Annotated in this window: 28 protein-coding genes; 15 read left to right on the top strand and 13 right to left on the bottom strand. The window is 67.4% G+C overall.

The window, feature by feature from the left end; genetic code table 11:
- Positions 1-4: 4 nt before the first annotated feature.
- From WI26_RS16155 to surE, 3 genes are all read left to right on the top strand, one after another.
- Positions 5-742: an AzlC family ABC transporter permease gene (locus tag WI26_RS16155; RefSeq protein ID WP_069226510.1), complete on the top strand. Its 738-nt coding sequence runs from the start codon at positions 5-7 to the stop codon at positions 740-742.
- Complete coding sequence (locus WI26_RS16150) at positions 732-1,034, top strand: AzlD family protein (protein WP_059464949.1); 303 nt, start codon at positions 732-734, stop codon at positions 1,032-1,034. Before WI26_RS16155 ends, WI26_RS16150 begins: the two co-directional genes overlap by 11 nt.
- A 201-nt stretch (positions 1,035-1,235) precedes the next feature.
- Positions 1,236-2,015, top strand: a complete 780-nt coding sequence (surE, locus tag WI26_RS16145; protein WP_069226509.1) for a 5'/3'-nucleotidase SurE — start codon at positions 1,236-1,238, stop codon at positions 2,013-2,015.
- A gap of 85 nt (positions 2,016-2,100) precedes the next feature.
- On the opposite strand, the gene WI26_RS16140 is transcribed toward surE, so the two are convergent.
- From WI26_RS16140 to WI26_RS16125, 4 genes are all read right to left on the bottom strand, one after another.
- Positions 2,101-2,922, bottom strand: a complete 822-nt coding sequence (locus WI26_RS16140; RefSeq protein WP_069226508.1) for an SDR family NAD(P)-dependent oxidoreductase — start codon at positions 2,920-2,922, stop codon at positions 2,101-2,103.
- A gap of 69 nt (positions 2,923-2,991) precedes the next feature.
- Complete coding sequence (locus WI26_RS16135) at positions 2,992-3,459, bottom strand: cupin domain-containing protein (RefSeq protein WP_069227745.1); 468 nt, start codon at positions 3,457-3,459, stop codon at positions 2,992-2,994.
- Between the two features lie 140 nt (positions 3,460-3,599).
- Positions 3,600-4,952 (bottom strand): pyridoxal phosphate-dependent decarboxylase family protein, encoded by a 1,353-nt coding sequence (locus tag WI26_RS16130; RefSeq protein WP_069226507.1) that lies wholly within the window; start codon positions 4,950-4,952, stop codon positions 3,600-3,602.
- Positions 4,953-4,972: 20 nt separating this feature from the next.
- Positions 4,973-5,272 carry an ArsR/SmtB family transcription factor gene (locus WI26_RS16125; RefSeq protein WP_059605012.1) on the bottom strand — a complete coding sequence of 100 codons (300 nt, stop codon included), beginning with the start codon at positions 5,270-5,272 and terminating at the stop codon, positions 4,973-4,975.
- A 260-nt stretch (positions 5,273-5,532) separates the two neighbouring features.
- Here WI26_RS16125 and WI26_RS16120 point away from each other — a divergent pair, with 260 nt between their 5' ends.
- Entirely contained in the window at positions 5,533-5,880 is a 348-nt protein-coding gene (locus WI26_RS16120) for a hypothetical protein (RefSeq protein WP_069226506.1), read from the top strand.
- A 357-nt stretch (positions 5,881-6,237) separates the two neighbouring features.
- On the opposite strand, the gene WI26_RS16110 is transcribed toward WI26_RS16120, so the two are convergent.
- Positions 6,238-7,716 (bottom strand): PLP-dependent aminotransferase family protein, encoded by a 1,479-nt coding sequence (locus WI26_RS16110; protein WP_069226504.1) that lies wholly within the window; start codon positions 7,714-7,716, stop codon positions 6,238-6,240.
- Between the two features lie 130 nt (positions 7,717-7,846).
- On the opposite strand from WI26_RS16110, the gene WI26_RS16105 reads away from it, so the two are divergent.
- Positions 7,847-8,323, top strand: a complete 477-nt coding sequence (locus WI26_RS16105; RefSeq protein ID WP_059464943.1) for a GNAT family N-acetyltransferase — start codon at positions 7,847-7,849, stop codon at positions 8,321-8,323.
- 31 nt (positions 8,324-8,354) lie between these two features.
- Here WI26_RS16105 and WI26_RS16100 read toward each other — a convergent pair whose 3' ends face one another.
- Positions 8,355-9,080, bottom strand: a complete 726-nt coding sequence (locus tag WI26_RS16100) for a class I SAM-dependent methyltransferase (protein WP_069226503.1) — start codon at positions 9,078-9,080, stop codon at positions 8,355-8,357.
- Between the two features lie 222 nt (positions 9,081-9,302).
- On the opposite strand from WI26_RS16100, the gene WI26_RS16095 reads away from it, so the two are divergent.
- Both WI26_RS16095 and WI26_RS16090 read left to right on the top strand, forming a co-directional pair.
- Positions 9,303-10,316: a hypothetical protein gene (locus WI26_RS16095; protein WP_069226502.1), complete on the top strand. Its 1,014-nt coding sequence runs from the start codon at positions 9,303-9,305 to the stop codon at positions 10,314-10,316.
- Positions 10,317-10,546: 230 nt separating this feature from the next.
- Complete coding sequence (locus WI26_RS16090; RefSeq protein WP_069227744.1) at positions 10,547-11,356, top strand: TlpA disulfide reductase family protein; 810 nt, start codon at positions 10,547-10,549, stop codon at positions 11,354-11,356.
- A 115-nt stretch (positions 11,357-11,471) separates the two neighbouring features.
- On the opposite strand, the gene WI26_RS16085 is transcribed toward WI26_RS16090, so the two are convergent.
- A complete protein-coding gene (locus WI26_RS16085; protein ID WP_057926447.1) occupies positions 11,472-11,876 on the bottom strand; it encodes a hypothetical protein in 405 nt (134 codons plus the stop codon).
- A gap of 436 nt (positions 11,877-12,312) precedes the next feature.
- On the opposite strand from WI26_RS16085, the gene WI26_RS16080 reads away from it, so the two are divergent.
- Both WI26_RS16080 and WI26_RS16075 read left to right on the top strand, forming a co-directional pair.
- Positions 12,313-12,702 (top strand): fucose-binding lectin II, encoded by a 390-nt coding sequence (locus tag WI26_RS16080; protein WP_057926312.1) that lies wholly within the window; start codon positions 12,313-12,315, stop codon positions 12,700-12,702.
- Positions 12,703-12,900: 198 nt separating this feature from the next.
- Positions 12,901-13,632 (top strand): fucose-binding lectin II, encoded by a 732-nt coding sequence (locus WI26_RS16075; RefSeq protein ID WP_069226501.1) that lies wholly within the window; start codon positions 12,901-12,903, stop codon positions 13,630-13,632.
- Between the two features lie 172 nt (positions 13,633-13,804).
- Here WI26_RS16075 and WI26_RS16070 read toward each other — a convergent pair whose 3' ends face one another.
- Together WI26_RS16070 and WI26_RS16065 are read right to left on the bottom strand one after the other, a co-directional pair.
- Positions 13,805-14,950: a branched-chain amino acid ABC transporter substrate-binding protein gene (locus WI26_RS16070; protein ID WP_069227743.1), complete on the bottom strand. Its 1,146-nt coding sequence runs from the start codon at positions 14,948-14,950 to the stop codon at positions 13,805-13,807.
- Positions 14,951-15,020: 70 nt separating this feature from the next.
- Positions 15,021-16,058 (bottom strand): histone deacetylase family protein, encoded by a 1,038-nt coding sequence (locus WI26_RS16065; protein ID WP_069226500.1) that lies wholly within the window; start codon positions 16,056-16,058, stop codon positions 15,021-15,023.
- A gap of 126 nt (positions 16,059-16,184) precedes the next feature.
- On the opposite strand from WI26_RS16065, the gene WI26_RS16060 reads away from it, so the two are divergent.
- The 5 genes from WI26_RS16060 (at position 16,185) to dbpA (ending at position 21,167) form a co-directional block, all read left to right on the top strand.
- Positions 16,185-16,673: an Lrp/AsnC family transcriptional regulator gene (locus WI26_RS16060; protein WP_059464937.1), complete on the top strand. Its 489-nt coding sequence runs from the start codon at positions 16,185-16,187 to the stop codon at positions 16,671-16,673.
- Between the two features lie 66 nt (positions 16,674-16,739).
- Positions 16,740-17,069, top strand: a complete 330-nt coding sequence (locus WI26_RS16055; protein ID WP_060189403.1) for a hypothetical protein — start codon at positions 16,740-16,742, stop codon at positions 17,067-17,069.
- 500 nt (positions 17,070-17,569) lie between these two features.
- On the top strand, positions 17,570-19,231 hold the full coding sequence (gene mqo, locus WI26_RS16050; protein WP_196480716.1) for a malate dehydrogenase (quinone): 1,662 nt from the start codon (positions 17,570-17,572) through the stop codon (positions 19,229-19,231).
- 339 nt (positions 19,232-19,570) lie between these two features.
- Positions 19,571-19,768: a hypothetical protein gene (locus tag WI26_RS16045; RefSeq protein WP_059447636.1), complete on the top strand. Its 198-nt coding sequence runs from the start codon at positions 19,571-19,573 to the stop codon at positions 19,766-19,768.
- Between the two features lies 1 nt (position 19,769).
- Entirely contained in the window at positions 19,770-21,167 is a 1,398-nt protein-coding gene (dbpA, locus tag WI26_RS16040) for an ATP-dependent RNA helicase DbpA (RefSeq protein WP_059464935.1), read from the top strand.
- Between the two features lie 29 nt (positions 21,168-21,196).
- Here dbpA and WI26_RS16035 read toward each other — a convergent pair whose 3' ends face one another.
- Complete coding sequence (locus WI26_RS16035; RefSeq protein ID WP_069226499.1) at positions 21,197-22,081, bottom strand: LysR substrate-binding domain-containing protein; 885 nt, start codon at positions 22,079-22,081, stop codon at positions 21,197-21,199.
- A gap of 123 nt (positions 22,082-22,204) precedes the next feature.
- On the opposite strand from WI26_RS16035, the gene hndA reads away from it, so the two are divergent.
- Entirely contained in the window at positions 22,205-23,155 is a 951-nt protein-coding gene (hndA, locus tag WI26_RS16030) for a 2-hydroxy-1-naphthoic acid nonoxidative decarboxylase (protein ID WP_069226498.1), read from the top strand.
- An 85-nt stretch (positions 23,156-23,240) separates the two neighbouring features.
- On the opposite strand, the gene WI26_RS16025 is transcribed toward hndA, so the two are convergent.
- The 3 genes from WI26_RS16025 to WI26_RS16015 all read right to left on the bottom strand — a co-directional run bounded on the left by WI26_RS16025 (position 23,241) and on the right by WI26_RS16015 (position 25,264).
- A complete protein-coding gene (locus WI26_RS16025) occupies positions 23,241-24,143 on the bottom strand; it encodes a SphA family protein (RefSeq protein WP_059464932.1) in 903 nt (300 codons plus the stop codon).
- A gap of 67 nt (positions 24,144-24,210) precedes the next feature.
- Positions 24,211-25,032 carry an alpha/beta fold hydrolase gene (locus tag WI26_RS16020; protein ID WP_069226497.1) on the bottom strand — a complete coding sequence of 274 codons (822 nt, stop codon included), beginning with the start codon at positions 25,030-25,032 and terminating at the stop codon, positions 24,211-24,213.
- Between the two features lie 37 nt (positions 25,033-25,069).
- Positions 25,070-25,264, bottom strand: a complete 195-nt coding sequence (locus tag WI26_RS16015) for a 2-hydroxymuconate tautomerase (RefSeq protein ID WP_257130074.1) — start codon at positions 25,262-25,264, stop codon at positions 25,070-25,072.
- Positions 25,265-25,284: the final 20 nt, after the last annotated feature.

Raw genomic sequence — 25,284 nt, 5'->3', positions numbered from 1 at the left:
AGTAATGAGCAGTAGCGTTTCAACGTCGTCCGGGCTTCGCGACAAGCCCGCCTATGTCGCAGAGATGGGCCGCGGATTGCGCGTGGCGCTGCCCGTCATGCTGGGTTTCGTGCCGTTCGCGCTGGTGCTCGGCGCGCAGGCCGCGCAAAAAGGGCTGAGCCTGTTCGAGGTGCCGATGATGACGGGCCTGAACTTCGGCGGCGGCTCGGAATTCGCGGCGATCCATTTGTGGACGTCGCCGCCGCACATCGCGCTGATCGTCGCGATGTCGTTCCTCGTGAATTCGCGCCACATCCTGATGGGCGCGGCGTTCGCGCCCTACATCCGGCGCCTGCCGCGCCGCCGCGCGTTCGCCGCGCTGTTCTTCATGTGCGACGAAAGCTGGGCGATGTCGCTCGCCGACGCGCGCTCGCGCTCGGCCACGCACATCAGCGTCCCCTATTACGCGGGCATATGCGTGGGGCTGTACCTGACGTGGATCTCGATGACGACGCTCGGCGCGGCGGTCGGCCCGACGATCGGCAACGTCGAGCAGTACGGCTTCGACATGGCGTTCACGGCCGTGTTTCTGGTGCTCCTGCGCGGGATGTGGAAAGGCATGCGCGCGAGCCGGCCGTGGTTCGTGAGCCTGGTCGTCGCGGCCGCCACGCACCTGGCCGTGCCCGGCGCGTGGTACGTTCCGGCCGGTGCGTGCGCGGGCCTGATCGCCGCGCTGCTGTGGGAGCCGCGCGATGCTGCCTGATTTCGCGACGGTCGCGACCATCGTGCTGATGGCGTCGACGACCTACCTGTCGCGCGTGCTCGGCTACGTGCTGCTGCGCAACCGCACGCTGAGCCCGCGGATGGCATCGGTGATGGAGAACGTGCCCGGCTGCGTGCTGATCTCGGTGATCGCGCCGGCCTTCGTGTCGACGCGCCCGGCCGATCTGCTCGCGCTCGCCGTCACGCTGGCCGCGGCGACCCGCCTGTCGATCCTGCCGACCGTCATCGTCGGCGTCGTGTCGGCCGGATTGCTGCGGTATCTGCTCGGGTAATCGGGCACGCGGGCCGCGCGGTTCCGACCCGCGATGCGGGCAGCACGTCGAGCCGGAGAGAGCGGGCGCATCATGCGCCCGTTTTCGCATTCGCGCGCAGGTGCGGCGCTGCACGACGCGACACGCGTCGCGACCGGATGCTAGCCTTGCGGGTACCCGCGCTGTCCTTTCCCTCATTGCCTATCTGCGAGGATCGTCCCGATGTCAGAAACCCGCCCGCTGTTCGACCGCGTCCTGCTCACCAACGACGACGGATTCGACGCCCCCGGCCTTGAAGTGCTCGAACAGGTCGCCACGCAACTGGCGCGCGAAGTGTGGATCGTCGCGCCGGCGGAAGACCAGAGCGGCACGTCGCATTCGCTGAGCCTGCACGAACCGCTGCGCGTGCATCGCAAGGGCGAGCGCCGCTTCGCCGTGCGCGGCACGCCGGGCGATTGCGTCGCGACCGCGGTCAGTCACCTGATGAAGGATGCACGGCCCGACGTCGTGCTGTCCGGCGTGAATCGCGGCGCGAACCTCGGCACCGAAACGGTGTTCTCCGGCACGGTCGGCGCCGCGATGACGAGCATGCTGGTCGGCGTGCCGGCGATCGCGCTGAGCCAGGCCTTCATCGACCGCAACGCGGTGCCGTGGCATACGGCGCGCACGCATGCGCCGGACGTGATTCGGCGGCTGATCGCGGCCGGCTGGGACAGCGATGCATGTCTCAACGTGAATTTCCCGGCGCGGCCGGCCGACGACGTGCGCGGCCTGAAGGCGACGAACCAGGGCGCCGGCACGTTGCAGGGCGTCGAAATCGTGTCGGGGCGCGATCCGCGCGAGATCGACTATCACTGGCTTAAGCTGGCGCGCGCGCCGCGCGACGACGATGCCGATTCGGAAACGATCGCGCTTGGCGAAGGCTATATCGCGGTCACGCCGCTGAAGTTCGAACGCACGCACGACCACGCGCTCGCGCGGCTGCGGTCGAACCTCGGCTGATCGCGCGGCCGGTGATCGGCGAGACCGGCAGGCGGCTTCGCCGCCGGTACGAGGCCGCCGCGCCGACCGCATCACGTATCCGCGGTCAGGTCAGGTTCAATCCGCCGTCGAGCATCACGATCTCACCCGTCACGTAATCGGATGCGACGAGCATCGCAACCGTCTGCGCGACGTCGTCCGGCGTCGCCGCGCGGCGCATCGGCGCGCGCTCGCGCCAGAGCCGCCGCGCGTCGGTCCAGTCGGCGGTCAGCGGCGTATCGACGAGCCCCGGCGCCACCGCATTGACGCGAATCGCCGGCGCGAGCGTGCGCGCCAGCAAGCGCGTCGTGTGATTGAGCGCGGCCTTCGCCGCCGCGTACGGAATCGATGCGCCCTTCGGCCGCACGCCCGCATGCGAGCTGACGTTGATCACGCAACCGGCGCGCCCGCCCGATGCTGCTTCGAGCAGCGCGGGCTGCGCTTCGGCAACGAGCCGGAACGGCGCGATCACGTTGATCTCGTACATCTCGCGCCACACGTCGGGCGTGGCCGCCGCGAGATCGTCATGCGGAATCACGCGGCTCACGCCCGCGTTGTTCACCAGCACGTCGAGGCGGCCGTGCACCGCGAGCGCATCGCGGATCAGCCGCACGCGCTGCGCATCGTCGGCGAGATCCGCCTGCACGTAGGCCGCGCCGAGTTCGCGCGCCATCGCGCGACCGGTTTCGGCGGAGCTGCGCGAATGCAGGATCACCGCATAACCGTCCGCCGCCAGGCGTCGTGCAATGGCCGCGCCGATCCCCGACGTCGATCCGGTGACGAGCGCAACGGGCCGCTGCACGCGCGACGCGCGCGGCTCGGCGACGGTCTGGGTTTCAGGTTCCGTTTCGGAGATGGGGGCATTCATCGGCGGATGCGGCGCGTCCATGGCGTGGAATCCTGTCAGTGGCGTTCCCGCATCATAAGCATGACGACGGCCGATGCGGATGCGTGCCGTCTACGGCCGTTTCGGCAGCTCGACGAAATCCTCGAGGTCGCCGGCGATGTAAAGCCGCTTGCCGATTCTCGGGTATTCGCACACGTCATGTTCGAGGCGCTGGCCAAGAATGAACAGTTCCAGCGGCACGTCGCCGGTGTTCTGCAACGTGTGTGCATCGCCGCCGCGCGGAAAGCCGAGAAAATCGCCCGGCCCGATTTCGCACACGCGTTCGCCGATCGTGGCCGTGCCGGTGCCGGACAGCACGTACGCGCATTCTTCCTCGTACAGGTGGCGGTGATACTCGGCCGACTCGTGGCCGGGCATCAGCGTGAGCAGGTGGCAGCCGATCTGCGTGAGGCCGGTCAGATCGCTGAGCTGCCGTTTGAGGCGAACGGCGTTTGGATTGAGCGAATGCACCTCGCGGGTCGGTTCCATCTTCGCAATGTCGGCGGCTTTTAGCAGTTCACGGGGAGATGTCGTGGACATGGGGATCTCGTCGGCGTCAATGCAGCGGTTGAACGCGCCGCCCAGGCGGGCGCGGCGTGCATGCCGCGTCATTGTCCGACATTTTCACGCGGACGAGATCACCGGCATGATGCTCGCCCACCACTGCCTGGCGACGTCGCTCAGCCCACGTGCACGCCGCGCAGCTTCGTCAGCAACGCGACAAGGCGATCGATGTGTTCGTCCTCCGTGCGCCACGACGACACGCTGATCCGGAACGCCGGGCGCCCTTGCCACACGGTCTGCCCGAACCATGCGTCGCCCGAATCCTGCGCGGCCTGAAGGATCGCGATCGTCTCGTCGTCGGTGCCGGCGCGCACAAGCACCTGGTTCAGCACGACACGGTTCAGCACGTCGTAGCCGGCCGCGCGCAGGCCGTCGGCGACGCGCTGCGCCTGCGCGCAATGCCGCTCCACCAGCGTCGCCACGCCGGCGCGACCGAGCGCGCGCAGCGCGGCCCACACCGGAATGCCGCGCGCCCGCCGCGAGAACTCGAGGTTGAGGTTCTTTTGCGCGTCCCGCGCACCGCTCAGGTAGACGGCATCGCTGTTCATCGCGGTCGCGAGTGCGGCTGCGTCGCGGCAGATCACCATCGCACCGTCGTACGGCGTGTTGAGCCACTTGTGGCCATCGGTGGTCCAGCTGTCCGCGCCGTCGATGCCGTCGGTCAGCGCGCGCTTCGACGACGCGCGCGCCCACAGCCCGAACGCGCCATCCACGTGCACCCATGCGCCGGCGGCCTTCGCGCGCGGAATCAGCGTCGCGAACGGATCGAACTCGCCCGTGTTCACTTCGCCGGCCTGCACACAGAGGATCGTCATGTCGTCGAGCGGCGGCAATTGCGCCGGATCGATGCGGCCGTGCGCGTCGACCGGCGCGACGATCAGGCGCTTCATCCCGAAGCCGAGCACCCGCAGCGCCTTCTTCACGGTGACGTGCGCGAGCTCGGAGAGCACGACCTTGACCTCGGGCGCGCCGATCAGCCCGTCCTCGTCGACGTCCCAGCCCTTGCGTGCGAGCAGTGCACGCCGCGCGGCGACCAGCGCGACCAGCGTGCAGGCCGTCGCGCTCGTGCCGAAGCCGACCGCGCTGTCTTCGGGCAGCCCGAGCACGTCGGCGACCCAGCGCGCGGCCTGCCGCTCGATCGTCGCGGCCACCGGCGAGTTCGCGAACGACGACGCGCACTGGTCCCACGCGAGCATCAGCCGCTCGGCCGCCGCGGCGGCCGGCAGCGTCGCGCCGATCACGAAGCCGAAGTAGTTCGGGCCGTTCGATGCGACGGTCGCGGGCGTGCCGCGCTCGTCGAGCAAGCGCAGCACGTCGTCGGCCGGGTAGCCCGTATCGGGCAGCGGTTCGTCGAAAGCAGCGAGATCGGCGAGCGCGGCCGCATCGGGGTAGGCGCGCCGTTCGCCGGTCGCTGCGAGATACGCGTGCGCGCGCCGGTCGGCGTCGGCCAGCAGGGCGAGTTCATCCATGTCGTTTGCCTCTGTGAAGATCAGAGTTGCAGGAGATCGCGGCCCAACTGATGCAGCGCATCGTCGATCCGCTTGTAGTACGTGAACTTGCCGACGCGCGTCGCTCGCACGAGTCCGGCATCCGCGAGGATGCGCATGTGGCGCGTGGTCGTCGCCGGCGCGATGCCGAGCTTCTCGGTGATGTACGTGCAGCACACGCCGAGTTCGTCGAAGTCGCCATGCGGCTGCGGCGGAAAATGCTTGCGCGGCTGCTTGAGCCAGCGCATCACGGCCAGACGGCTTTCATTGGCCAGTGCGCTGATGCGGGTGACGTCGTCCATGGGTTCGGCCTCGTTTGACGTTTTGAATATTAGCTAAATGACGAAACGTGTACAACCGGCGAAATGCGATCAGGCCATCACGTGCGCGCGAGCGCACCGGCCGGCCGCGCTCGTCAGATCACTTTCTAAAGTTTCCCGCATCCATGCCGTTGTAGCAGGCGATCCCGCATCGAAACCGGCCGGATACGGTCGTCGAGCCAGCCCGCTCGAGGCGGTCGCGTAGATTCCTCTTCCACACACTCGTGAAGGCAACCACCCGCATGGAACCTGTCATTATCACCACCGTTGACGAACTGAAGCAGGCACAAAAGTCCGGTGTCGCCGAATTTCTCGTGATCGGCGAACTAGCGGACAAGCTCAAAAAGACCCGCACGATCATGACGTTGGGCCCGGTTGCGCTGGCGGCACTCGGTGCCGTCGCAGTTGCGGCCATTCCAACAGGCGGCCTATCGACAGTCGGCTTCATCCCCGTCGCCTCGCTGACGGGGATGGAACTCGCCACCATCTTCTTTATCGCCGTGATCGGACTGACGGTCGTCCTCGCGCTTTACAAGGACTATGACGCCGAGTTCACGATGAAGGGTGCGCGCTTCACGAAGAAGCGATAACACCGCCGACGGACGCGCTGATCGGCCCGCCGTCGGCTTTCCGGTGACGGGGCCCCGTCGCGATTCCGTCTGTCGGGTACGAACGTTTCCGACGGCCCATCACGCGCCCACCAGCACCTCCGCAAGCATTGCGATCAGCGCCCGCGCGCCGCGGCTGTACGACACCGCCTGGATAGTCGATCTGCGGATCGACTTCGGCCAGCGAAGCTCGATGCGGCGCGTGCAATCGAAGCGCCGTCTCGGTCCTTCCCTGATCGCCGGCAGGACGCGTTCGAGCGGCTCAATCCGCCGATGCACGGATGAGCAGCCCCGCAGCCCGTCGCGGCCCGATGCAACGGCGGCGCGACCCGACGGTCGTCACCGCGCGACCAGCGCGCGGTCGATCATTTCGCCGATCCGCCGCGCGAGCGCGTCCATCCGCTCGGCCGGCACGCCGCCGTAGCCGAGCACGAGCCCGTTGTAGCCGTGCGCGGCGCCCGGCAGGCAGAACGACGACAGCGGCCGCAGGATCAGCCCGTGCGCCTGCGCGACGCGGCTCAGCTCCGTGTCCGCCACCGGCACGTCGAGCCGCGCCGACAGATGCATGCCACCTGCGCCGCCCGACACCGTCAGCCGCGTGCTCAATCGCCGCGCCAGCGCATCGTGCAGCGCGTCGCGCCGCTCGGCGTACACGCGGCGCATGCGCCGCAGATGCCGCGTGAAATGCCCGGCCTCGATGAAATCCGCGAGCGCACGCTGCTCGACCGCGCGGCCCTGCAACATCAGCGCGCCCGCCGCATCGCGCAGCGGCTGCGCGAGCACGGGCGGCACGACCATGAAGCCGAGCCGCAACGCGGGAAACATCACCTTGCTGAACGTGCCGAGGTAGATCACCGGTGCATCGTCGGCGAGCCCCTGCACGGCCGCGTGCGGCGTGCCGTGGTGGCGAAACTCGCTGTCGTAGTCATCCTCGATGATCCAGGCACCGGCCGCGCGTGCCCGTGCAACGAGCGCGAGCCGCCGTTCGAGGCTCATCACCGCGCCGAGCGGATACTGGTGCGACGGCGTGATGTAGACGAGCTTCGGCGCACGATCGCGCCAGTCGTCCGGATGCGGCGCCAGCCCCTGCACATCGACGCCGATCGGCTCGACCCGCAGGTCGGCCGCGAAGAACGCGTTGCGCGCACCGTGGTAGCCGGGGTTCTCGATCCATGCGACGTCGCCCGCGTCCGCCAGCGCGCGGGCGCACAGGTCGAGCGCGCCCTGTGTGCCGTCGGTGACGATCACCTGCGCGGCGTCGCAACGCACGCCGCGCGACGCGCGCAGATAACCGGCGATCGCGTCGCGCAACACCGCGTCGCCTTCCGCGGACTGATAGCCGAGCTGCGCCGGCCCCGCCGCGCGCCATGCGCGTTCGACGCAGCGCCGCCATTGTGCGAGCGGGAATTCGTCGACGGCCGGCACGCCCGGCATGAACGGCAGCGATTCGTCGAGGCCGCTCGTCGCGCGCTCGGCCTGCGCCACGCGCCGCGACAGCATCGCCGCATCGCCGGCGGGCCCCGCAGCGGCGATCCGCGACCCGCGCAAGCCCATCCGGGCGACGACCGTGCCCTGCCGTGTGCCGATCACGAACCCTTCCGATGCAAGACGCTCGTACGCGTACAGCACCGTGTTGCGCGCGATGCCGAGTTTGTCGGCCAACGTGCGCGAGGCGGCAAGCCGCGCGCCTTCGGCGATCCGGCCGCTCAGGATCGCATCGCGCAGACACGCGTAGAGCCGCTGCTGCTGCGACATCCGCGTGACCGCGTGCGGCCGCGCCTCGCGCTCGAAGGTCGACAGCAGCACCGCGTAATCCATCGTGGCTCCAGAATGTGAGGATGTCATGGGTCTATACATGGTGCCACGAAGTTCCTATCGTGGATGTCTGTTCTCGTTGCCGGCGCGCCGGCAACGCTTCATTTCATCCATCCTCGAAAGGTTCGCGACCATGAACGCTGCCGACACCGGCCTGTCCGTCCGCCCCGTGCGGCAAGACGACTTCGACAACTGGCTGCCGCTGTGGGACGGCTACAACCGCTTCTACGGCCGCTTCGGCGACACCGCGCTGCCGCGCGAGATCACGCAGCTCACGTGGTCGCGCTTCCTCGACGGCGCCGAGCCCGTCCATGCGCGGGTCGCGGAGCGCAACGGTCGGCTCGTCGGGCTCGTTCATTTCCTGTATCACCGGAGCACGACGCTGATCGGGCCGACCTGCTATCTGCAGGATCTTTTCACGCTCGAGAGCGAACGCGGCAAGGGCGTGGGCCGCGCGTTGATCGAAGCCGTGTACGACGCCGCGCACGCGCAACGCGCCGAACGCGTGTACTGGCAGACGCACGAGACGAATCACACGGCGATGCGGCTCTACGACACCATCGCCGAAAAAACCGGATTCGTGATCTACCGGAAGGTCTTGCCGCGCTGATCGTGCCGCACGCGCCGCCGCTGCGGCGGCTTCACGCCAACGGACGCGCCTTGATCCACAGGAACAGCGGCACGCGCGACCACTGCTTCAGCGTGTCCGTGTCGGCGCGGTCAGGCAGCGGCTCGCGCAGCGACACGATCGCGAAGCCGGCCGCCTCCAGCGCATCCATGTAGGCCTGCAGCGGCAGCGACCAGCCCGCGAAATGCATCGACAACCCGTCGCGCGCTTCCACGCCTTCGAAATGCGCACTGCCGAAATACGTGCCTTCGAGCATGAACGGCGCGTCGGGCTGCGGCCCCGCGAAACGGCCACGATCGCGAAACGGATGCACGAGCGACACGAACAGCAGCCCGCCCGATTTCAGCACGCGGCGCGCCTCGTGCAACGCGGCGGCCATGTCGTCGAGGTCCATCAGCACGTTGTATGCCATCACGATGTCGAAGCTGGCCGGATCGAACGGCAAGGCGGCGGCGTCGGCGAGTGCGTAACGGTGCGCGGAATCCGCGCGACGTGCGGCGTCGAGCATCGCGGGCACCGCGTCGCTCGCGGTCACGTCGTAGCCGAGCGCCTTCAGTTCGCGGCTCACACGGCCCTCGCCGCAACCGATTTCCAGTGCGTGGCCGCTGCCGCGGCCAAGGTAAGCCGCCAGCCCCTCGCGATACTTCCAGAATGCATCGTGGCCCGGCCTGCCGGCCCAGTCGATCCATTGGTCGGCGACGTGCGTCCAGTGTTCCGTAATGGCTTTCGCGTCGGTCATGTGCGCTCCCGGTCGGTGTGCGGCGTGCTGCCCCAGGATGCGCATGGTAAGCCGAAGCGGCCGTGTGCGTGTGCGTGTGCGCGTTGCGCGAGCCGGAGCCGCCGCGGCCGGTTTCCGTTTCCGGCAGCGGCGTTCTACAGTTACGAGAAACGACATGCGACGCTGCCAACTTTCACGTTCGGTTCGCGTCCGCCGATACGCACCCGATTCCGAGGAACGTCCATGCCGAGTATCGTCGCCGGTCCCGCCCACCTTCCGCCGAGCCCCGTCGCCGCCGAAACGCGCATGGTGCATGACGTCGCCACGCTGCAGCCGTCGGACTATCGTTCGGCCGACGGCGCATCGTGGGTCATCGCCACCCTCACGCCGGCCCCGGACAGCGGCGAAAACGTGACCGGCACGACCTACTTCGATACCGCGAAACAGCAAACCGTCGCGGTGCCCGACGCGCGCCGGCGTTATGTGAACCGCGGCACCTGGCAGGTCGTCGCGAGTGCGAGCCCGTCGGTGCCCGCCACCGGGCGCTACGACTGGCTGACTCTCGCATGGCTGCCGATCAACCGGCGGCCGCTGCCGCAAACGCCCGAGCATCTGTATTCGCCGTTCATTCATGGCGGCACGATCGTCTACCGATGGAATCCGGCCGCGCAAGGCGGCGAGCAGTTCGGCAATGTACGGATGATCTTTCCGGAGTGGCGGCAGCAGGTGGCGGACGTGCTGCGCGCCGCGCCCGGCGACGTCGCGCATGCTGCGGCGGCCGCGCCCGCATCGGCGCTCGATCGCGTGAAGCAGGACGACAACCCGATGGCCGCCGTGCTCGACTTCGGCGCCGCGCTGCATGAGGAACCGGTCGACCGGATCGCCGCGCGCCTGCCGTCTTTGCTGCGCGCGAACGATCTGCGCGAAGTGTCGGCGATCGTGTTCCAGTGCATCGCCGCATCGCGCGAAGAGGACCGGCCGCGCCTCGTCGAAGCGATCAGCGGATCGATCTTCTCGATCGACGACAGCGCGCGTCTGCTCGCGATCGCCTACGGCGCATTCGCGGCGGGCAGGGCGAAGCCGCGTCCATTCGGCGATGCCGCTCAGGCCGCGCGTATCAACGACGTGTTCGCGGCATTGAAGCAGCGGACGTCGGCGCTCGGCGTGCCCGTCGCTCAGGGTTCGCCATGGTACGAATTCTTCACCGCGTACCGGCTCGGCGGCGCATCGCCCGGCCCCGGCGGACACAGGCAGTAATTACCGGCGCCGCGAGATCGTCAGTCGACCTGACGCTTCGTGAAGCGTCGGCGAAAGCAACGTCGTCCTGAATGCCGGTACTGGGCGTGCAATTCGCGCACGCAACGCACGACGCATGTCGCGCGGTCTGAACGGGAACCCGCGTGCGTCGCTCGGGGTCGAATCGCCACATGACCGGCAACGGTGCCGCCTTCACCGGTCGACCCACGATCCCGCACCTCTTTCTTCCCATGTTGAGCATCGGTCCCTTCTCGATCCGCGTCGTCGCGGTAGCCGCCGCCGCGCTGCTGGCGTGGCTCGTCGCCCGCTTCATCCAGCGCCGCCCACCCGACGGCCAGCACAAGACCGCGTCGAGCCTGATTCTCGACGCGCTGCTGGTCGGGCTGGTTGCCGCGCGCGTCGGCTATGTCGCGCAATGGTGGCGTGAGTATGCAGCGGCGCCACGGTCCATCGTCGCGCTCGGCGACGGCGGCTTCGACTGGCGCATCGGCGTCGCCGCCGCGCTGATGTTCGCCGTGTGGCGGCTGCGCCGCCTGCCCGCGTTGCGCCGCCCGGTGGCGGCCGGCATCGTCGCGGGTCTCGCCGCATGGGGCATCGCGCAAGGCACGCTGGCAACGCTGCAGCACGCGGCGCCGCCGTTCGCAGCAATGCAGCTCGAAGCACTCGATTCGACGTCCGTGCCGCCGCAACGCTTTGCCGGCAAACCGGTCGTCGTGAACCTGTGGGCAACGTGGTGCGCGCCTTGCCGGCGCGAGATGCCGATACTCGAACAGGCGCAGCGCGAGCATCCCGGCATCACGGTGCTGATGCTCAACCAGGGGGAAAACGCGCAAGCAGTGCGCACGTTCCTCGAACAGCAGGGGCTGCGTTTCGACAACGTGCTGCTCGATCCGCCGTTGCGTGCGATGCATGCGTACGGGTCGCGCGGGCTGCCCACGACGCTGTTCTTCGATGCGAAGGGCGCACTCGTCGAATCGCACATGGGCGAGATCACCGCCGCGCGATTGAAGGACGCCGTGGCGCAGCGCTTCGGTCAGTGATCCCGTCGCCAGCCGGCTGGAAGCCGGGATCGATCGTCGATGGCGGAGCGCGTTTCTGCCGGCGCGGCCGCCCCACCCGGCGACAAGCCGGCACGTCGACAACCACCCGCCGCGCTTACGGCCTCGACAACACCATCACCCGCCCCGACACGCGCTGAAGCTTCAACCAACCCGTGTCGGCGGTGAACCGAAGCTGCTGCAACGGAAAATCGAATCCCGCCTTCTGCGCGGCGCTGACCACCGCGTCGGCGATCCAGCGGATCAGTTCCTTTCCTTCGTCGGTCGTCTGGTGACCGTTCTGGACACCGTAGAAATAGCGGTTCCCTGCGTTGACTTCGTTTTGCAGCTGCATCCAGTGCCCCGGCAGGCCCGGCAGGGTTCTGAACAGGTCGGCCACGCGCTGCGTCGTCAGGCCGCGCGCCCACAACGCGCCATTCACCGCCGGCCGCGCCAGGTTGTGACGGTCTGCGTCCTGAGCCTGCCCCTTGATCTCGCCTTTCAGAATATCGGGTTTCGTCATCGCACTGTCCTCGTGAGGGCCCGTCCAACGGGCCGATTGAATAAAAGCCGCCGAATATCGAGCGCGCGCGCTCCGTGCACGATACCGCTAATCTCGAAATTGATCGCCTGTCAGGTGTATCAGGCGCGCGCCGCGATATCGAATGCGATCAGTCCGCGCCGACACGCGCCGTAGCCCGGCCCGCCCGCGCATCGCATTCATTATTCAAAAAATCGCGACGCGCCGCGATATCATTTCACGGATATTTTCAATCATATTCAATTAAACATTCATCATTAAATCGAACTGTTTCGATCTCCGATTTTCTGGACAATTTCCATTCCTGGTCGAATATTTTCTTATTTATTTTTCGCCATGCTGGCCGCGTCGCGTTTGAAACAGCAAACGTTTGCGCGACGCACAAAACGCCTTATCCACCAAACTTCAGGAGGCAAGCATGGCCGACTCTCAAACGTCCTCGAATCGCGCCGGCGAGTTTTCGATTCCGCCGAACACCGACTTCCGCGCGATTTTCTTCGCGAATGCCGCCGAGCAGCAGCACATCAAGCTGTTCATCGGCGACAGCAAGGAACCCGCCGCCTATCACAAGCTGACCACGCGCGACGGCCCGCGCGAAGCCACGCTGAATTCCGGCAACGGCAAGCTCCGCTTCGAAGTGACGGTGAACGGCAAGACGTCGGCCACCGATGCACGCCTCGCGCCGATCAACGGCAAGAAATCGGACGGCTCGCCGTTCACGGTCAACTTCGGAATCGTCGTGTCGGAAGACGGGCACGACAGCGACTACAACGACGGCATCGTCGTGCTGCAATGGCCGATCGGCTGACGAATGAACGCTGACGGAGATTCGCGGCGCGGCATGCCGAGCGCGCCGCGGTCCGGATCGCATTGACGACGGCGCCAACCGCGCATTGCGATCCGTGCGGGCCTCCATCGGCTGTCCCGCGCGCCGCACCACGCGCGACACGGCGAAATCCGATCGCCGGCCGCGTCACGCAAGACCATCCATCAAGACGAGGACGACATGACACAACCCTTTACCCACGACGACCTGTATGCGCTGCTGCAGCTCGCCGGCAACGACGCAACCGCCGTACAGGCGAACGGCGACCAGGCGGTGCTCGACCGCATGCGTCAGTTCATGACCGCGCAGCTCGTGGAAAAACTGCCGCAATACGATGTGTTCGTCGACATCGCGACCATTCCGTACAGCTTCGACGTCGGCAGCTGGCAGAACAAGGTGAAGGCCGACGCGGCTGGCCAGGTAATCGCGTGCACGGTGACGTGGGCCGGCGCGCCCGGTGTGCTGCCCGGCGCGGCGGCGAAGTTCGGCGTCGGCGCGGTGGTCAATTACTTCTCGAAGGCGACGCCGCAACCCGCGCAGCCGAAACCCGCGACGACCGGCGGCGAGCGCGACGGCATCTTCAACCTGCCGCCGAACATCGCGTTCGGCGTGACGGCGCTGGTCAATTCGTCGGCGCAGCAGACGATCGACGTCTATGTCGACGACAACCCGAAGCCGGCCGCGACTTTCCAGGGCGCCGGCACGCAGGACGCGAACCTGAACACGCAGATCGTGAACTCGGGCAAGGGAAAGGTGCGCGTGGTCGTGACGGCCAACGGCAAGCCATCGAAGATCGGCTCGCGCCAGGTCGACATCTTCAAGAAAACCTATTTCGGGCTGGTCGGCTCGGAAGACGGCACGGACGGTGACTACAACGACGGCATCGCGATCCTGAACTGGCCGCTGGGCTAGGCGGCGCTATCCTGTCGATCGTCGCCACGCCGTCCGGCGTGGCGATCCGCATCGACGCTGGCCGACGGCGCGGGGCGGCGCGACCGCATTCGCCGTATTCAAGTGTCGTGACGCGCGTCACGACGCAACCCGGCGCACGGTCGCGCGAACCGCGCCGTGCGCCCCGCCTGCGTCACATCCTGACGATATCGAGCAGCGCCTTCTTGCCGCTCTTGTACGTGAACACCGAGATCGCGCCGTGCTTCAGATCGCCCTGCGGGGTGAAGCTCGTTTCGCCGATCACGCCGCGATAGTCGGTCGCCGGCATCGCGGCCAGCACCTTCGCCGGCTCCGTCGAGTTCGCGCGCTTCATCGCGTCGACGATGATGTACACAGCGTCATACGAGAACGGCGCATACACCTGCATCGGCTGGTGATAGCGCGCCTCGTAACGCTTCACGAACGCCGCGCCGCCCGGCATCTTCTCGAGCGCGATGCCGGCTTCCGAGCACACGACGTTGTCCGATGCCGGGCCGGCGAGCTTCGGCAGGTCGGTCGAGCACACGCCGTCGCCGGCGAGGATCTTCGCGCGCATGCCGAGCTGGCGCGCCTGCTTCGCGAGCGGGCCGCCGGTCGCGTCCATCCCGCCGTACATGATCGCGTCGGGGTTCGCGCCCTTGATCTTCGTGAGGATCGCGCGGAAGTCGATCGCCTTGTCGTTGGTCGCGTCGCGCGAGATGACCTTCATTCCGGCCGACTTCGCCGCCTTCTCGAACTCGGTCGCGAGACCCTGCCCGTATGCGGTCGAATCGTCGACCACGGCCACCGTCCGGATGCCCATGTACCTGGCCGCATACATCGCCAGCGCGGGCCCCTGCTGTGCGTCGGTCGCGACCACGCGGTAGGTCGTCCTGAAGCCCTGCTGCGTATACGTCGGGTTGGTCGCGGCCTGCGAGATCTGCACGACGCCGCCATCGCGATAGACGCGCGACGCCGGAATCGACGTGCCCGAGTTGTGATGGCCGACGACGCCGACCACCTTGTCGTCCACGAGCCGCTGCGCGACCTGCGTCGCGGTGCGCGGGTCGCCCGCGTCGTCCTGCGCGTCGAGTTGCAGCGTGATCTTCCTGCCGCCGATCACGAGCCCCTTCGCGTTGATCTCCTCGACCGCGAGCCGTGCGCCGTTCTCGCTGTCCTTGCCGAGGTGCGCGATCGCGCCGGTCAGCGGCGCGACGTGCCCGATGCGCACGATGTCGTCCGCGTGCGCGGACAACGCAGGCAATGTGCATGCCAGCACGGCCGCGGTCGCGCATGCCGTTTTCTTCCGATGTCGACTCATGTTCGTCTCCTTCCTCGTCGCTGTTGGTTCGTGGTCCAAACCGTCGTTGATTGCAGGCGAAGCGATGCCGTCACACGCGCCCTTCGAAGCCGAGCAGCACGTTCACCGCGTTGATGCCGATTTCCTCGACCATGTAGCCGCCCTCCATCACGAACAGCGTCGGCAGGTTCAGGCGCGCGAGCGCCTCGCCGATTCGAAGGTAGTCGGGCGAACGCAGCTTGAAATGGCTGATCGGATCGTGTTCGAACGTGTCGACGCCGAGCGACACGACAAGCAGGTCGGGCGCGTGCTTCACGATCGCGGCAGCGGCGTTGCCGAGCGCCGCCGCGTAGGTGTCCCACTGCGTGCCCTTCGGCAGCGGCAGGTTCAGGTTGAAACCTTCGCCCGCGCCCGCGCCGCGCTCGTGTGCGTAACCGGAGAAGTACGGGTACGATGCGGCCGGCTCGCCGTGCAGCGACGCGAACAGCACGTCCGGCCGCTCGTAGAAGATGTCCTGCGTGCCGTTGCCGTGGTGGAAATCGACGTCGAGTACCGCGACGCGCGCGGCACCGCTCGCAATGCCGTGCTGCGCGGCGATCGCCGCGTTGTTCAGGTAGCAGTAGCCGCCCATGTACTCGCGGCCCGCATGGTGGCCGGGCGGGCGGCACAGCGCGAACGCCGCGCGCGCGCCGCCGTTCGACAGCAGATCGGCGCCGGTGAGCGCCGAATTCGCGCTCGCGCTCACCGCGCCCCACGTGCCGGCGTTGATCGGCGCGCCGGCATCCATCGCGAAGAAGCCGAGCTTGCCGTCGATGAAGTCGGGCAGCGTCGCGGCCGACGGCATCGCGCGCACCGGCCATACGAGCGGCAGCGCCTGGCAGGTGCGGCCGGTCGCGGCCCATTCGTCCCAGGCGCCGGCGAGGAACTCGACATAGCGCGCGCTGTGCGCGCCGGCATAGCACGCGCGGTCGAACGCACGCGGCGCGATCACGTCGCCGAGGCCGGCCGCGCGGACCTGCGCGAGCACCGTCTCGGCGCGAAGGGGGTTCTCGAACGAATCGGTGATCGCGCCGTCCTTCAGTTCGACGCCGCGATGCAGATGGTGATCGCTGCTGTAGACCGTGAGCATGGTTGACCGTTGCAGTGAGCGCTTCAAGGGGGTGGCAACAGTCTATTGACGCCAGCCGGCAATTGCTTTGCTTTTCACTTCTCCGTTTCATACAATTTTGAGAAAACAGCCTACGGAGACCCTGGAATGAGCAAAAATCGCGCTTCGGTGGAACTGGACGGCGTCGACCGCGCGATGCTCCGCCTGCTGCAGGACGACGGCGCGCTGTCCAACGCGACGCTCGGCGAACGGCTGTCGCTGAGCGTCACGCCGTGCTGGCGGCGGCGCAAGCGACTCGAGGACGAAGGCGTGATCACCGGCTACCAGGCGAACCTCGACCGCCGCGCGCTCGGGATGAACGTATTCGCGTTCGTGCAGGTCACGTTCAACATGCATTCGGACCAGGATTCGGACCACTTCGAAGACGTGATGCGGCGTCACGACGAAGTGACGTCGTGCCACAAGATCACCGGCGCGGCCGACTACATCCTGCAGGTCGTCGCCGCCGATCTCGACACGTATGCGGACTTCGTCGAACGCGTGCTGAGGAAGCAGGCCGGCGTGTCGTCGATCCAGTCGAGCCTCGCGCTGCGCGAGGTCAAGTTCTCGTCGCGCGTGCCGGTGCCGGATGCGTGATCGAATCGTTCAAGGACCCGTTCGCGGGCATCCGCCGTCGAACCTCATCCCATGGAGCGCTACCGTATGAAGCCTTTCACTTGTTCCGCAGCGATTGCCGCGATGGTCGCCTGCGCGCTTGCATTGGGCGCGTGCGCGACTGAGCCTGCTTCCCCGCTTCCGCCCGATGTCGCCGGTCAGAACACCCCGGCCTCGCAGACCGCGCAAGCCGGACAAGCCGCGCCGCCGCTCGTCGGCGGCGATCGCGATGCGCACGGCTGCATCGGTTCGGCAGGCTACGCATGGTGCGAACGAACGCAGCAATGCGAGCGCCCGTGGGAACTCGCGAAGGCGCATGGCTTCGCGAATTCGGCGCAGGGATACGCGCAATTCTGCCGGAGCGGTGCGTCGAACTGATGCCGTGACCGGAACCGGATCGCGGTGCAACGCCGCGGTCCGGATGAAGTATCGATTTCGCGCGCGTCGCGCCCCTCCTGCCCCCGCCTTTTTCCCGTTCCGCGCACCGTCGTTCCGGAAACCCGGACACGTAAAAAACCCCACGAAAACAAGGATATTCCGCGTGTGGGACACGGCAATCGAGTTCGGTTATATTACGCGCCCCTTGCCATCCCGCCCTCGTGGAACGTATCGCGCGCAGCCTCTTTCGACGCAGCCTGAAGCCGCGTCCGGCGAGGCCTGCGGCACGGGCCCGCGCGCGCGGCACGACCGTGAAGCACGCGATTGCGCCACCGCATGAAGCCGATCCGAAGGTGTCCTTCGCAACGGCGTCGCGTGCGCAAATGCAACGGCGAACGCGGCCGGTCCGGAATTCCGGATTCGCGGTCCGGATCTCCGGATGCGCGGGCCGAACGCGAATCCGCATCGGCCGGGCGGCATGGCAAACCGATGCATCCAAGTTGAAAAAGGGATCTGCTGTGATCAAAACGTTACGGGTAATACTGTCGGCGCTCGCGCTGTGCGTCGCGGCGTCGTCCGCGAATGCCGCCGATACGAAGAAGGTCGACGTCCTGCTGGTGGGCGGCGGCATCATGAGCTCGACGCTCGGCGTGTGGCTGCACGAGCTTCAGCCCGACTGGTCGATGACGATGGTCGAACGCCTCGACGGCGTCGCGCTGGAAAGCTCGAACGGCTGGAACAACGCGGGCACCGGCCACTCGGCGCTCGCGGAACTGAACTACACGCCGGAGAAGGCGGACGGCAGGATCGACATCTCGAAGGCGATCGAGATCAACGAGTCGTTCCAGATCTCGCGCCAGTTCTGGGCCTGGCAGGTCCGGCAGGGCGTGCTGAAGAACCCGCGCTCGTTCATCAACTCGACGCCGCACATGAGCTTCGTGTGGGGCGACGACAACGTCCGCTTCCTGAAGAAGCGCTACGACGCGCTGCAGGCGAGCCCGCTGTTCCGGGGGATGCAGTATTCGGAAGACTACGACCAGATCAAGCAGTGGGTGCCGCTGATGATGGAAGGCCGCGACCGCAACCAGAAGGTCGCGGCAACGTGGACGCCGATCGGCACCGACGTCAACTTCGGCGAGATCACGCGCCAGTTCGTCGGCTATCTGAAGACGCAGCCGAACTTCACGCTGTCGCTGTCGAGCGAAGTGCGCGAGATCTCGCGCAACGCGGACGGCACGTGGCACGTGTCGTGGGTGAAGCTGCATTCGGATGAACCGCCGCAGGCCGTCGACGCGAAATTCGTGTTCATCGGCGCGGGCGGCGGTGCGCTGCACCTGCTGCAGGCCTCGGGCATCCCCGAGGCGAAGGACTACGGCGCGTTCCCGGTCGGCGGTTCGTTCCTCGTGACCGACAACCCCGAGGTCGTGAAGCGCCACCTCGCGAAGGCGTACGGCAAGGCGTCGGTCGGCTCGCCGCCGATGTCGGTGCCGCACCTCGATACGCGGATCATCGACGGCAAGAAGATCATCCTGTTCGGGCCGTTCGCGACGTTCTCGACCAAGTTCCTGAAGAACGGCTCGTACTTCGACCTCGCGAAGAGCACCAACGTGCACAACGTCGCCCCGATGATGCGGGTCGGCATCGACGAGTTTCCGCTCGTCCAGTACCTCGCCGGCCAGCTGATGCTGTCCGACGACGACCGCTTCAACGCACTCAAGGAATATTTCCCCGACGCGAAGAAGGAAGACTGGCGCCTGTGGCAAGCCGGCCAGCGCGTGCAGATCATCAAGCGCGACCCGAAGAAGGGCGGCGTGCTGAAGCTCGGCACCGAGATCGTCAGCTCGCAGGACGGCAGCATCGCGGGCCTGCTCGGCGCATCGCCGGGCGCGTCGACGGCCGCGCCGATCATGCTGAACCTGATGCAGAAGGTATTCAAGGACAAGGTCGCGACGCCCGAATGGCAGCAGAAGATCCGCCAGATCGTGCCGAGCTACGGCACGAAGCTGAACGACAGCCCGGCGAAGGTCGTCGAGGAATGGACCTACACGAGCGACGTGCTGCAGCTCTCGCCGCCGCCGAAGATCGACCTGACGGCGCCGTCGCAGGCGACGGGCACCGCCCCGGCGCGCCCCGCGAAGGCATCGGCCGACATGGCGCTGTAACGCGTCCGGCCCCGTTTCGCATCGCACGGCCGCCCTTCGGGGCGGCCGTTTTTCATGGCGGGCGCGGGCGGTGCCGCGCGCACTCGCCGGTGGCGCCTCCACCGGCCCCGCAAGGACGCTCGTCCGAAGCCGGCCGGCGCGCGCCGCATCGCCCACTGCCGGCCCCCCGCATCCGCTAGAATTGCGGGCACGCGCGACGCCGTCGCCACCCGATCCACCATCCGCATCGACGCGGTCCAAGCGACCGCCGGTGCGGCCCGCGCCCAGCCGCGCGAGCGCCGCACGCCGTTGCCGCGCCCGCCGGGCGCGCCACCAACCGAATTCAGCTGGAGAAAGACCGTGTTTACCTGCCGAAACCAGAGCTGCGGCACGCAGTGGGAAACGTCCGACGTCGTCATCAAGGACGAAGGCCAGGGGCTGCTGTTCCGCTGCCCGCTGTGCGGCGCACGCAACTATCTCGAACGCTTCGAGGACGATGAAGGCAACGTCCTCTACGAACAGATGGAAGGCCGCCCTTACCTCGGAGATCTCTCCTGACATGACTCAATCGACCGCCACGCCGTTCAGCGCACTGCCGCTGACGCCCGCCACGCTCGCGAACCTCGCGCAGCTCGGCTATGTCGACATGACGCCGATCCAGGCCGCGAGCCTGCCGATCGCGCTGGCCGGCCAGGACCTCATCGCGCAGGCGAAGACGGGCAGCGGCAAGACCGCGGCGTTCTCGCTCGCGCTGCTCGCGCGCCTCGACGCGCGCCGCTTCGACGTGCAGGCGATGATCCTGTGCCCGACGCGCGAGCTCGCCGACCAGGTCGCGCAGGAAGTGCGTCGCCTCGCGCGCGCGGAGGAAAACGTGAAGGTGCTGACGCTGTGCGGCGGCACGCCGATGCGCCCGCAGGCGCAGAGCCTCGAGCACGGCGCGCACATCGTCGTGGGCACGCCGGGCCGCATCATGGATCACCTCGACCGTGGCAACCTGAAGCTCGATGCGCTGAACACGCTCGTGCTCGACGAAGCCGACCGGATGCTCGACATGGGCTTCTTCGACGACATCGCGAAGGTCGCGCGGATGTGCCCGACGACGCGCCAGACGCTGCTGTTCTCGGCGACCTATCCGGACGGCATCGCGAAGCTGAGCCAGCAGTTCCTGCGCAATCCGAAGGAAGTGAAGCTCGAGGAGCGGCACGACGACAGCAAGATCCGCCAGCGCTTCTACGAAGTGACGGAAACCGAGCGGCTGCACGCAGTAGGCCAGTTGCTGAACCACTATCGGCCGGTGAGCACGATCGCGTTCTGCAACACCAAGCAGCAATGCCGCGACCTGCTCGACGTGCTGCACGCACAGGGCTTCCACGCGCTCGCGCTGCACGGCGAACTCGAACAGCGCGAACGCGACCAGGTGCTGATCCAGTTCGCGAACCGCAGCTGCTCGGTGCTGGTCGCGACCGATGTCGCCGCACGCGGGCTCGACATCGCCCAGCTCGAGGCGGTGATCAACGTCGACGTGACGCCTGACCCCGAAGTGCACGTGCACCGCATCGGCCGCACCGGCCGCGCCGATCAGGAAGGCTGGGCGCTGAGCCTCGCCAGCATGGACGAGATGGGGCGCGTCGGCGCGATCGAGCAGGCGCAGAAGCGCGAGGTCGAATGGCATCCGCTCGCGGAACTGAAGCCGGCCAGCAACGACACGCTGCTGCCGCCAATGGAAACGCTGCAGATCCTCGGCGGGCGCAAGGACAAGATCCGTCCGGGCGATGTGCTCGGCGCGCTGACCGGCGACGCCGGATTCGACGGCAAGCAGATCGGCAAGATCAACGTGACCGAGTTCTCGACCTACGTCGCGATCGAGCGCGGCGTCGCGCGCGATGCGCTGCGCAAGCTCAATGCGGGGAAGATCAAGGGCAAGCGGGTCAAGGTCCGGTTGATGGACGAGGAATGACGCAGTGATGCCGGCGCGGGCCGCAACGCTTACGCGGCGCGCCCGCCCAGCATCGCCAGATACTCCCGTACCGCTCCCCATTCCCCGCCGATCCGGCTGAGCGCGACGAGTTCGGAGCCCGGCACGTCGCCCGCGAGTTTCCGATACACGACATTCGGCGCCGCGATCCGGCTGAGCGGCGCCGGCACCAGCGCCACGCCGAGACCGGCCCCCGTCAACGCGAGCACGGACAGCGTGCTGCTCACCTTGTGCGCGATGCGCGGCGTCCGGCCGAGCACCCGCCGCAGGATCGCAAGCTGCCCTTCGTCGTCGCCGTCGGCCGCATAGAAAATGAACGGTTCGTCCGTCAGCGCCGCGACGCTCACCGAGCGCCGCTTCGCGAGCGCGTGCCGGTCGCTCATCATCACGTCCCAGGCCCAGCTGCCGACCGTCCGCACGGCCAGTTTCGGATCGAATGCCACGCCGAAGGCCGGGCAATAGCCGATGTCGAGGCGGCCCGCCAGGATGGCGTCCTGCTGCGCGGCCGGCGCCATTTCGTGCAGGTCGAGCGTCACCTCCGGCCAGGCCGCGTGAAACGCGGTCAGATCGTCGGACAGCCGCCCCGTCGCGACCGCATTGCCGACGAAGCCGATCCGCACCACGCCCGTTTCGCCGCGTGCCGCGCGCTGCACCACCGTCTTCGCGCGCTCGGCCTGCTCGAGCGTCTGTCGCGCTTCAGTGACGAGCAACCGGCCCGCGTCGGTCAGCAGCACCTTGCGGGTCGTGCGCTCGAACAGCGTTACGCCCAGTTCCTCCTCGAGCGCGCGGATCTGCGCGCTCAACGCGGGCTGCACGATATGCAGCCGTTCCGCCGCACGGCCGAAATGCCCTTCTTCGGCAACCGCGAGAAAGTAGCGCAAATGGCGAAGGTCCATGAAGTCGATTGATCACGCGTAACGATTAATCCCGAAATTTAATCTATTGGAATGAAAAATCAACCGCGCGCATCCTGATGACTATCCGCTGCAGCCCGTCGGACCTTCACAGGAGCCCCAACCATGTCGGACCGCAACCGTATCGACGTTCATCAACATGTCGTCCCGCCGTTCTGGGCCGACGCCTTGCCCGCGCACGGCGGCGACCCGTCGGGCTGGCGCAGCCCCGTCTGGAGCCCTGACGCGGCGCTCGCGTTCATGGATTCACTGGAGATCCAGACCGGCGTGCTGTCGCTGACCGCGCCCGGCGTGCACGGCTGGAACGGCCACGCAAAACGCGACATGGCACGTCAGGTCAACGAATACGTGGCCGGCCTCGTCGCGAAACGGCCGACCCGCTTCGGCAACTTCGCGACGCTGCCGCTGCCCGACGTCGACGGCGCGCTCGCTGAAATCGACCATGCGTTCGACACGCTGAGCGCCGACGGGGTCGTGCTGCTCAGCAACTACGGCGGCGTCTATCTCGGCGATGCGGCATTCGAAGCCATCTGGGCCGCACTCGATCGCCGTCACGCGGTGGTGTTCATTCATCCGGCCAAGCCCGCGATCGACGTCCTGGCCGGCATGCCCGGCCCGCTGCTCGACTATCCGTTCGATACGACACGCACCGCGCTGCAGCTCGTGCTCAACGGCGTGGTCGCGCGCTACCGGAACGTGCGCATCATCCTGTCGCACGCCGGCGGCTTTCTGCCGTATGCGGCATACCGCTTTGCCGAACTCGCGCCGGGCGTGCGCAACGATGTGCCGGATCGCGACGGGCTGCTCGACCTGCTGCGCACGTTCTACTTCGACACCGCGCTGTCGTCGCCGTCCGCGCTGCCGAGCCTCACGGCGTTCGCGCAACCCGATCGCGTGTTGTACGGCAGCGACTTCCCGTATGCGCCAGCCGCCGTCGGGACGTCCTTCACCCACGCGCAGGATGCGTATGCGGCACTTGACGCAGACCGTCACGCCGCGATCAACCGGGCAAACGCGCTGCCGCTGTTCCCGCGCCTCGCCGCCCTCGCGCGGTAACGCACGACGGCGTGCAGCGTGACGCCACGCGATGGCGGCGTCACGCGCTCGATCGGCCCGCGGCCCTCCGCGCTGTGCGGCGCCGTCAGAACGGAATGACGGCCTTCGCCCACACGGCCTCGCCGGCGGGCCGGTTGCGCACGAAGAACTCCTTCACGACGCGCGCCTCCACGCTGATCTTGCCGAACTGGTAACGGAAACCAGGCCCGATCGCGAACGTCTGTCCGCGAAAGCCGTCGCCCGCGACCGGCTGCCCGTTCTGCATGTCGTCGGTGGTCTGCTTGACAAAGTACCCGGACAGTCCGACGCGCGCCTTCGGCGTGATCGCATAGCTCGCCGAGTAATCGATGTGGAACAGGTTCCCCGAGTGGTAATGGGTGTCGTTGTTCGGCGAGTTGAAGCTGTAGGTCATCTTCGCGGATACCTCGATCTTGTCGTTCGGCAACCACGACACGCCGAACACGGGCCGCGCGGTGTAATAGTTCTTCCCGGTGTTCAACGCCGCGTGTGCATCGTACTGTCCGGTCGGAAACACGAACTCGATCGCCGCGACGGTGCGCAGCGCCCCCGATCCCCATGCGATCAGCGCGGGGCTGACGATCAGGTCACCGAGATTGGTGCGGTCGAACGACGCGCCGCCCGCATCCAGCGCCAGGTGCTCCATCGGCAGCACCGCATACGCGCCGTAGCGCCCGCCGAGCACCGACAGGTTCGACATCCACACGACGCGCGGAATCAGCACGTCGGCATCGAGCTTGAAACCCGGCACCGAGCCGTTGCCGTGCGAATCGTTGAAGCGCGACGCATGGTAATGCGTGTAGTACAACAGTCCGTACAGCCCCGCCGGCGGCAGCGCGCCGGCGAAGAACGCCTCCGCGCCCTCGCCGATCGTGTCGCCGCCGCCCTCCGTTGCCGATGCGCCGGTGCTCAGCGCCATGCCCGCGCACGCTGCGAGCGAGACCAGTCCGAATGCAGCCTTTCGTTTCATCGATGTCTTCAATATTCGTTCTACTGAATTGATTTTTTATGGTCGTGCGGCACAGCTGTCAGCCCGTCTATTCGTTGAAGTGCTCGATCACGAGCCGGTTGAAGCGTGCCGCATGCTCGATCTGCGTCCAGTGTCCGCAGCGACCGAACACGTGCAGCTGCGCATTCGGCAGCAGTTCCAGCAGCCTCATCGAGCTGTCGAGCGGAATCACGCGGTCCTCGCGGCCATGGACGATCAGCGTGTCGTGCGGCAACGCGCGCAGTTTCGCCTCGTCGCTCGCGAGCGCATCGACCCAGCGCTGGCGCGGCGCCGGAAACATGTTGGCGAACGCCTCCTGATAGCCGGGTCGCACGCTCGCGTCGTAGCGCAGCTTCGCGAGCTCGTCGTTCACCAGCGTGCGATCGAACGCGAAGATGTCCAGCAGGGCGCGCATGTTCGCGATCGACGGCGTATAGCCCCACACGGCATCGAGCCCCTCGGTCAGCGCGAAGCGCGTGCCTGCCGCGCCCATCAGCACGAGGCGGCCGACCCGGTCGGGTGCGCGGATGGCCAGCGCGAGCGCGAGCGCGCCGCCGAACGAATTGCCGATCACGTGCGCACGTTCGACGCCAAGCGCATCGAGCAGGCCCAGCGCGTGGTCGACCCAGTGGTCCATCGAATACACGTAATCGCGCGGCCGCTCGGTTTCGCCGAATCCGGCCATGTCCGGCGCGATCACGCGAAACTGCCCGGCGAGCGCCGGCATCGTGAGCCGCCAGTTCGCGTAGGCCGTGACGCCCGGCCCCGAGCCGTGGATCAGCAGCACGGGCGGCCCGTCGCCGAGGTCGTGATAGTTGGTGTCGAGACCGCCCGCGACGATCCGGCGGCCCAGTTCGGGATTGGCTGACATGACGCTCCTCCAGTCGATTTCGGTGGTGCGCGGCGCGTCAGCGCCCGCGCTTCTTCGCGCTCTGCCCGCCGATGCCGAAGTGTGCCTTCGGCATCTCGGTGATGATGACGCGCACCGATTCGAGCGGTGCGTCGAGCGAGCGATGGATGGCTTCGGTGACTTCGGCGATCAGGCGTTCCTTCTTGTCGTCGTCGCGGCCTTCCAGGATGTACAGATGTGCTATCGGCACGATGGCCTCCCTTTGCGTCTCGA

The organism is Burkholderia diffusa, from assembly GCF_001718315.1.
Classification (GTDB): domain Bacteria; phylum Pseudomonadota; class Gammaproteobacteria; order Burkholderiales; family Burkholderiaceae; genus Burkholderia; species Burkholderia diffusa_B.
Note: the sequence above shows the minus strand (reverse complement) of the source record. Positions and strands in the feature narration are given on the sequence as shown.

What these genes read in the sequence shown, in the direction of transcription:
- WI26_RS16155 (WP_069226510.1), top strand. Translation starts at nt 5, where the DNA reads ATGAGCAGTAGCGTTTCAACGTCGTCCGGGCTTCGCGACAAGCCCGCC.
- WI26_RS16150 (WP_059464949.1), top strand. Translation starts at nt 732, where the DNA reads ATGCTGCCTGATTTCGCGACGGTCGCGACCATCGTGCTGATGGCGTCG.
- surE (WP_069226509.1), top strand. Translation starts at nt 1,236, where the DNA reads ATGTCAGAAACCCGCCCGCTGTTCGACCGCGTCCTGCTCACCAACGAC.
- WI26_RS16140 (WP_069226508.1), bottom strand. Translation starts at nt 2,922, where the DNA reads ATGGACGCGCCGCATCCGCCGATGAATGCCCCCATCTCCGAAACGGAA.
- WI26_RS16135 (WP_069227745.1), bottom strand. Translation starts at nt 3,459, where the DNA reads ATGTCCACGACATCTCCCCGTGAACTGCTAAAAGCCGCCGACATTGCG.
- WI26_RS16130 (WP_069226507.1), bottom strand. Translation starts at nt 4,952, where the DNA reads ATGGATGAACTCGCCCTGCTGGCCGACGCCGACCGGCGCGCGCACGCG.
- WI26_RS16125 (WP_059605012.1), bottom strand. Translation starts at nt 5,272, where the DNA reads ATGGACGACGTCACCCGCATCAGCGCACTGGCCAATGAAAGCCGTCTG.
- WI26_RS16120 (WP_069226506.1), top strand. Translation starts at nt 5,533, where the DNA reads ATGGAACCTGTCATTATCACCACCGTTGACGAACTGAAGCAGGCACAA.
- WI26_RS16110 (WP_069226504.1), bottom strand. Translation starts at nt 7,716, where the DNA reads ATGGATTACGCGGTGCTGCTGTCGACCTTCGAGCGCGAGGCGCGGCCG.
- WI26_RS16105 (WP_059464943.1), top strand. Translation starts at nt 7,847, where the DNA reads ATGAACGCTGCCGACACCGGCCTGTCCGTCCGCCCCGTGCGGCAAGAC.
- WI26_RS16100 (WP_069226503.1), bottom strand. Translation starts at nt 9,080, where the DNA reads ATGACCGACGCGAAAGCCATTACGGAACACTGGACGCACGTCGCCGAC.
- WI26_RS16095 (WP_069226502.1), top strand. Translation starts at nt 9,303, where the DNA reads ATGCCGAGTATCGTCGCCGGTCCCGCCCACCTTCCGCCGAGCCCCGTC.
- WI26_RS16090 (WP_069227744.1), top strand. Translation starts at nt 10,547, where the DNA reads ATGTTGAGCATCGGTCCCTTCTCGATCCGCGTCGTCGCGGTAGCCGCC.
- WI26_RS16085 (WP_057926447.1), bottom strand. Translation starts at nt 11,876, where the DNA reads ATGACGAAACCCGATATTCTGAAAGGCGAGATCAAGGGGCAGGCTCAG.
- WI26_RS16080 (WP_057926312.1), top strand. Translation starts at nt 12,313, where the DNA reads ATGGCCGACTCTCAAACGTCCTCGAATCGCGCCGGCGAGTTTTCGATT.
- WI26_RS16075 (WP_069226501.1), top strand. Translation starts at nt 12,901, where the DNA reads ATGACACAACCCTTTACCCACGACGACCTGTATGCGCTGCTGCAGCTC.
- WI26_RS16070 (WP_069227743.1), bottom strand. Translation starts at nt 14,950, where the DNA reads ATGAGTCGACATCGGAAGAAAACGGCATGCGCGACCGCGGCCGTGCTG.
- WI26_RS16065 (WP_069226500.1), bottom strand. Translation starts at nt 16,058, where the DNA reads ATGCTCACGGTCTACAGCAGCGATCACCATCTGCATCGCGGCGTCGAA.
- WI26_RS16060 (WP_059464937.1), top strand. Translation starts at nt 16,185, where the DNA reads ATGAGCAAAAATCGCGCTTCGGTGGAACTGGACGGCGTCGACCGCGCG.
- WI26_RS16055 (WP_060189403.1), top strand. Translation starts at nt 16,740, where the DNA reads ATGAAGCCTTTCACTTGTTCCGCAGCGATTGCCGCGATGGTCGCCTGC.
- dbpA (WP_059464935.1), top strand. Translation starts at nt 19,770, where the DNA reads ATGACTCAATCGACCGCCACGCCGTTCAGCGCACTGCCGCTGACGCCC.
- WI26_RS16035 (WP_069226499.1), bottom strand. Translation starts at nt 22,081, where the DNA reads ATGGACCTTCGCCATTTGCGCTACTTTCTCGCGGTTGCCGAAGAAGGG.
- hndA (WP_069226498.1), top strand. Translation starts at nt 22,205, where the DNA reads ATGTCGGACCGCAACCGTATCGACGTTCATCAACATGTCGTCCCGCCG.
- WI26_RS16025 (WP_059464932.1), bottom strand. Translation starts at nt 24,143, where the DNA reads ATGAAACGAAAGGCTGCATTCGGACTGGTCTCGCTCGCAGCGTGCGCG.
- WI26_RS16020 (WP_069226497.1), bottom strand. Translation starts at nt 25,032, where the DNA reads ATGTCAGCCAATCCCGAACTGGGCCGCCGGATCGTCGCGGGCGGTCTC.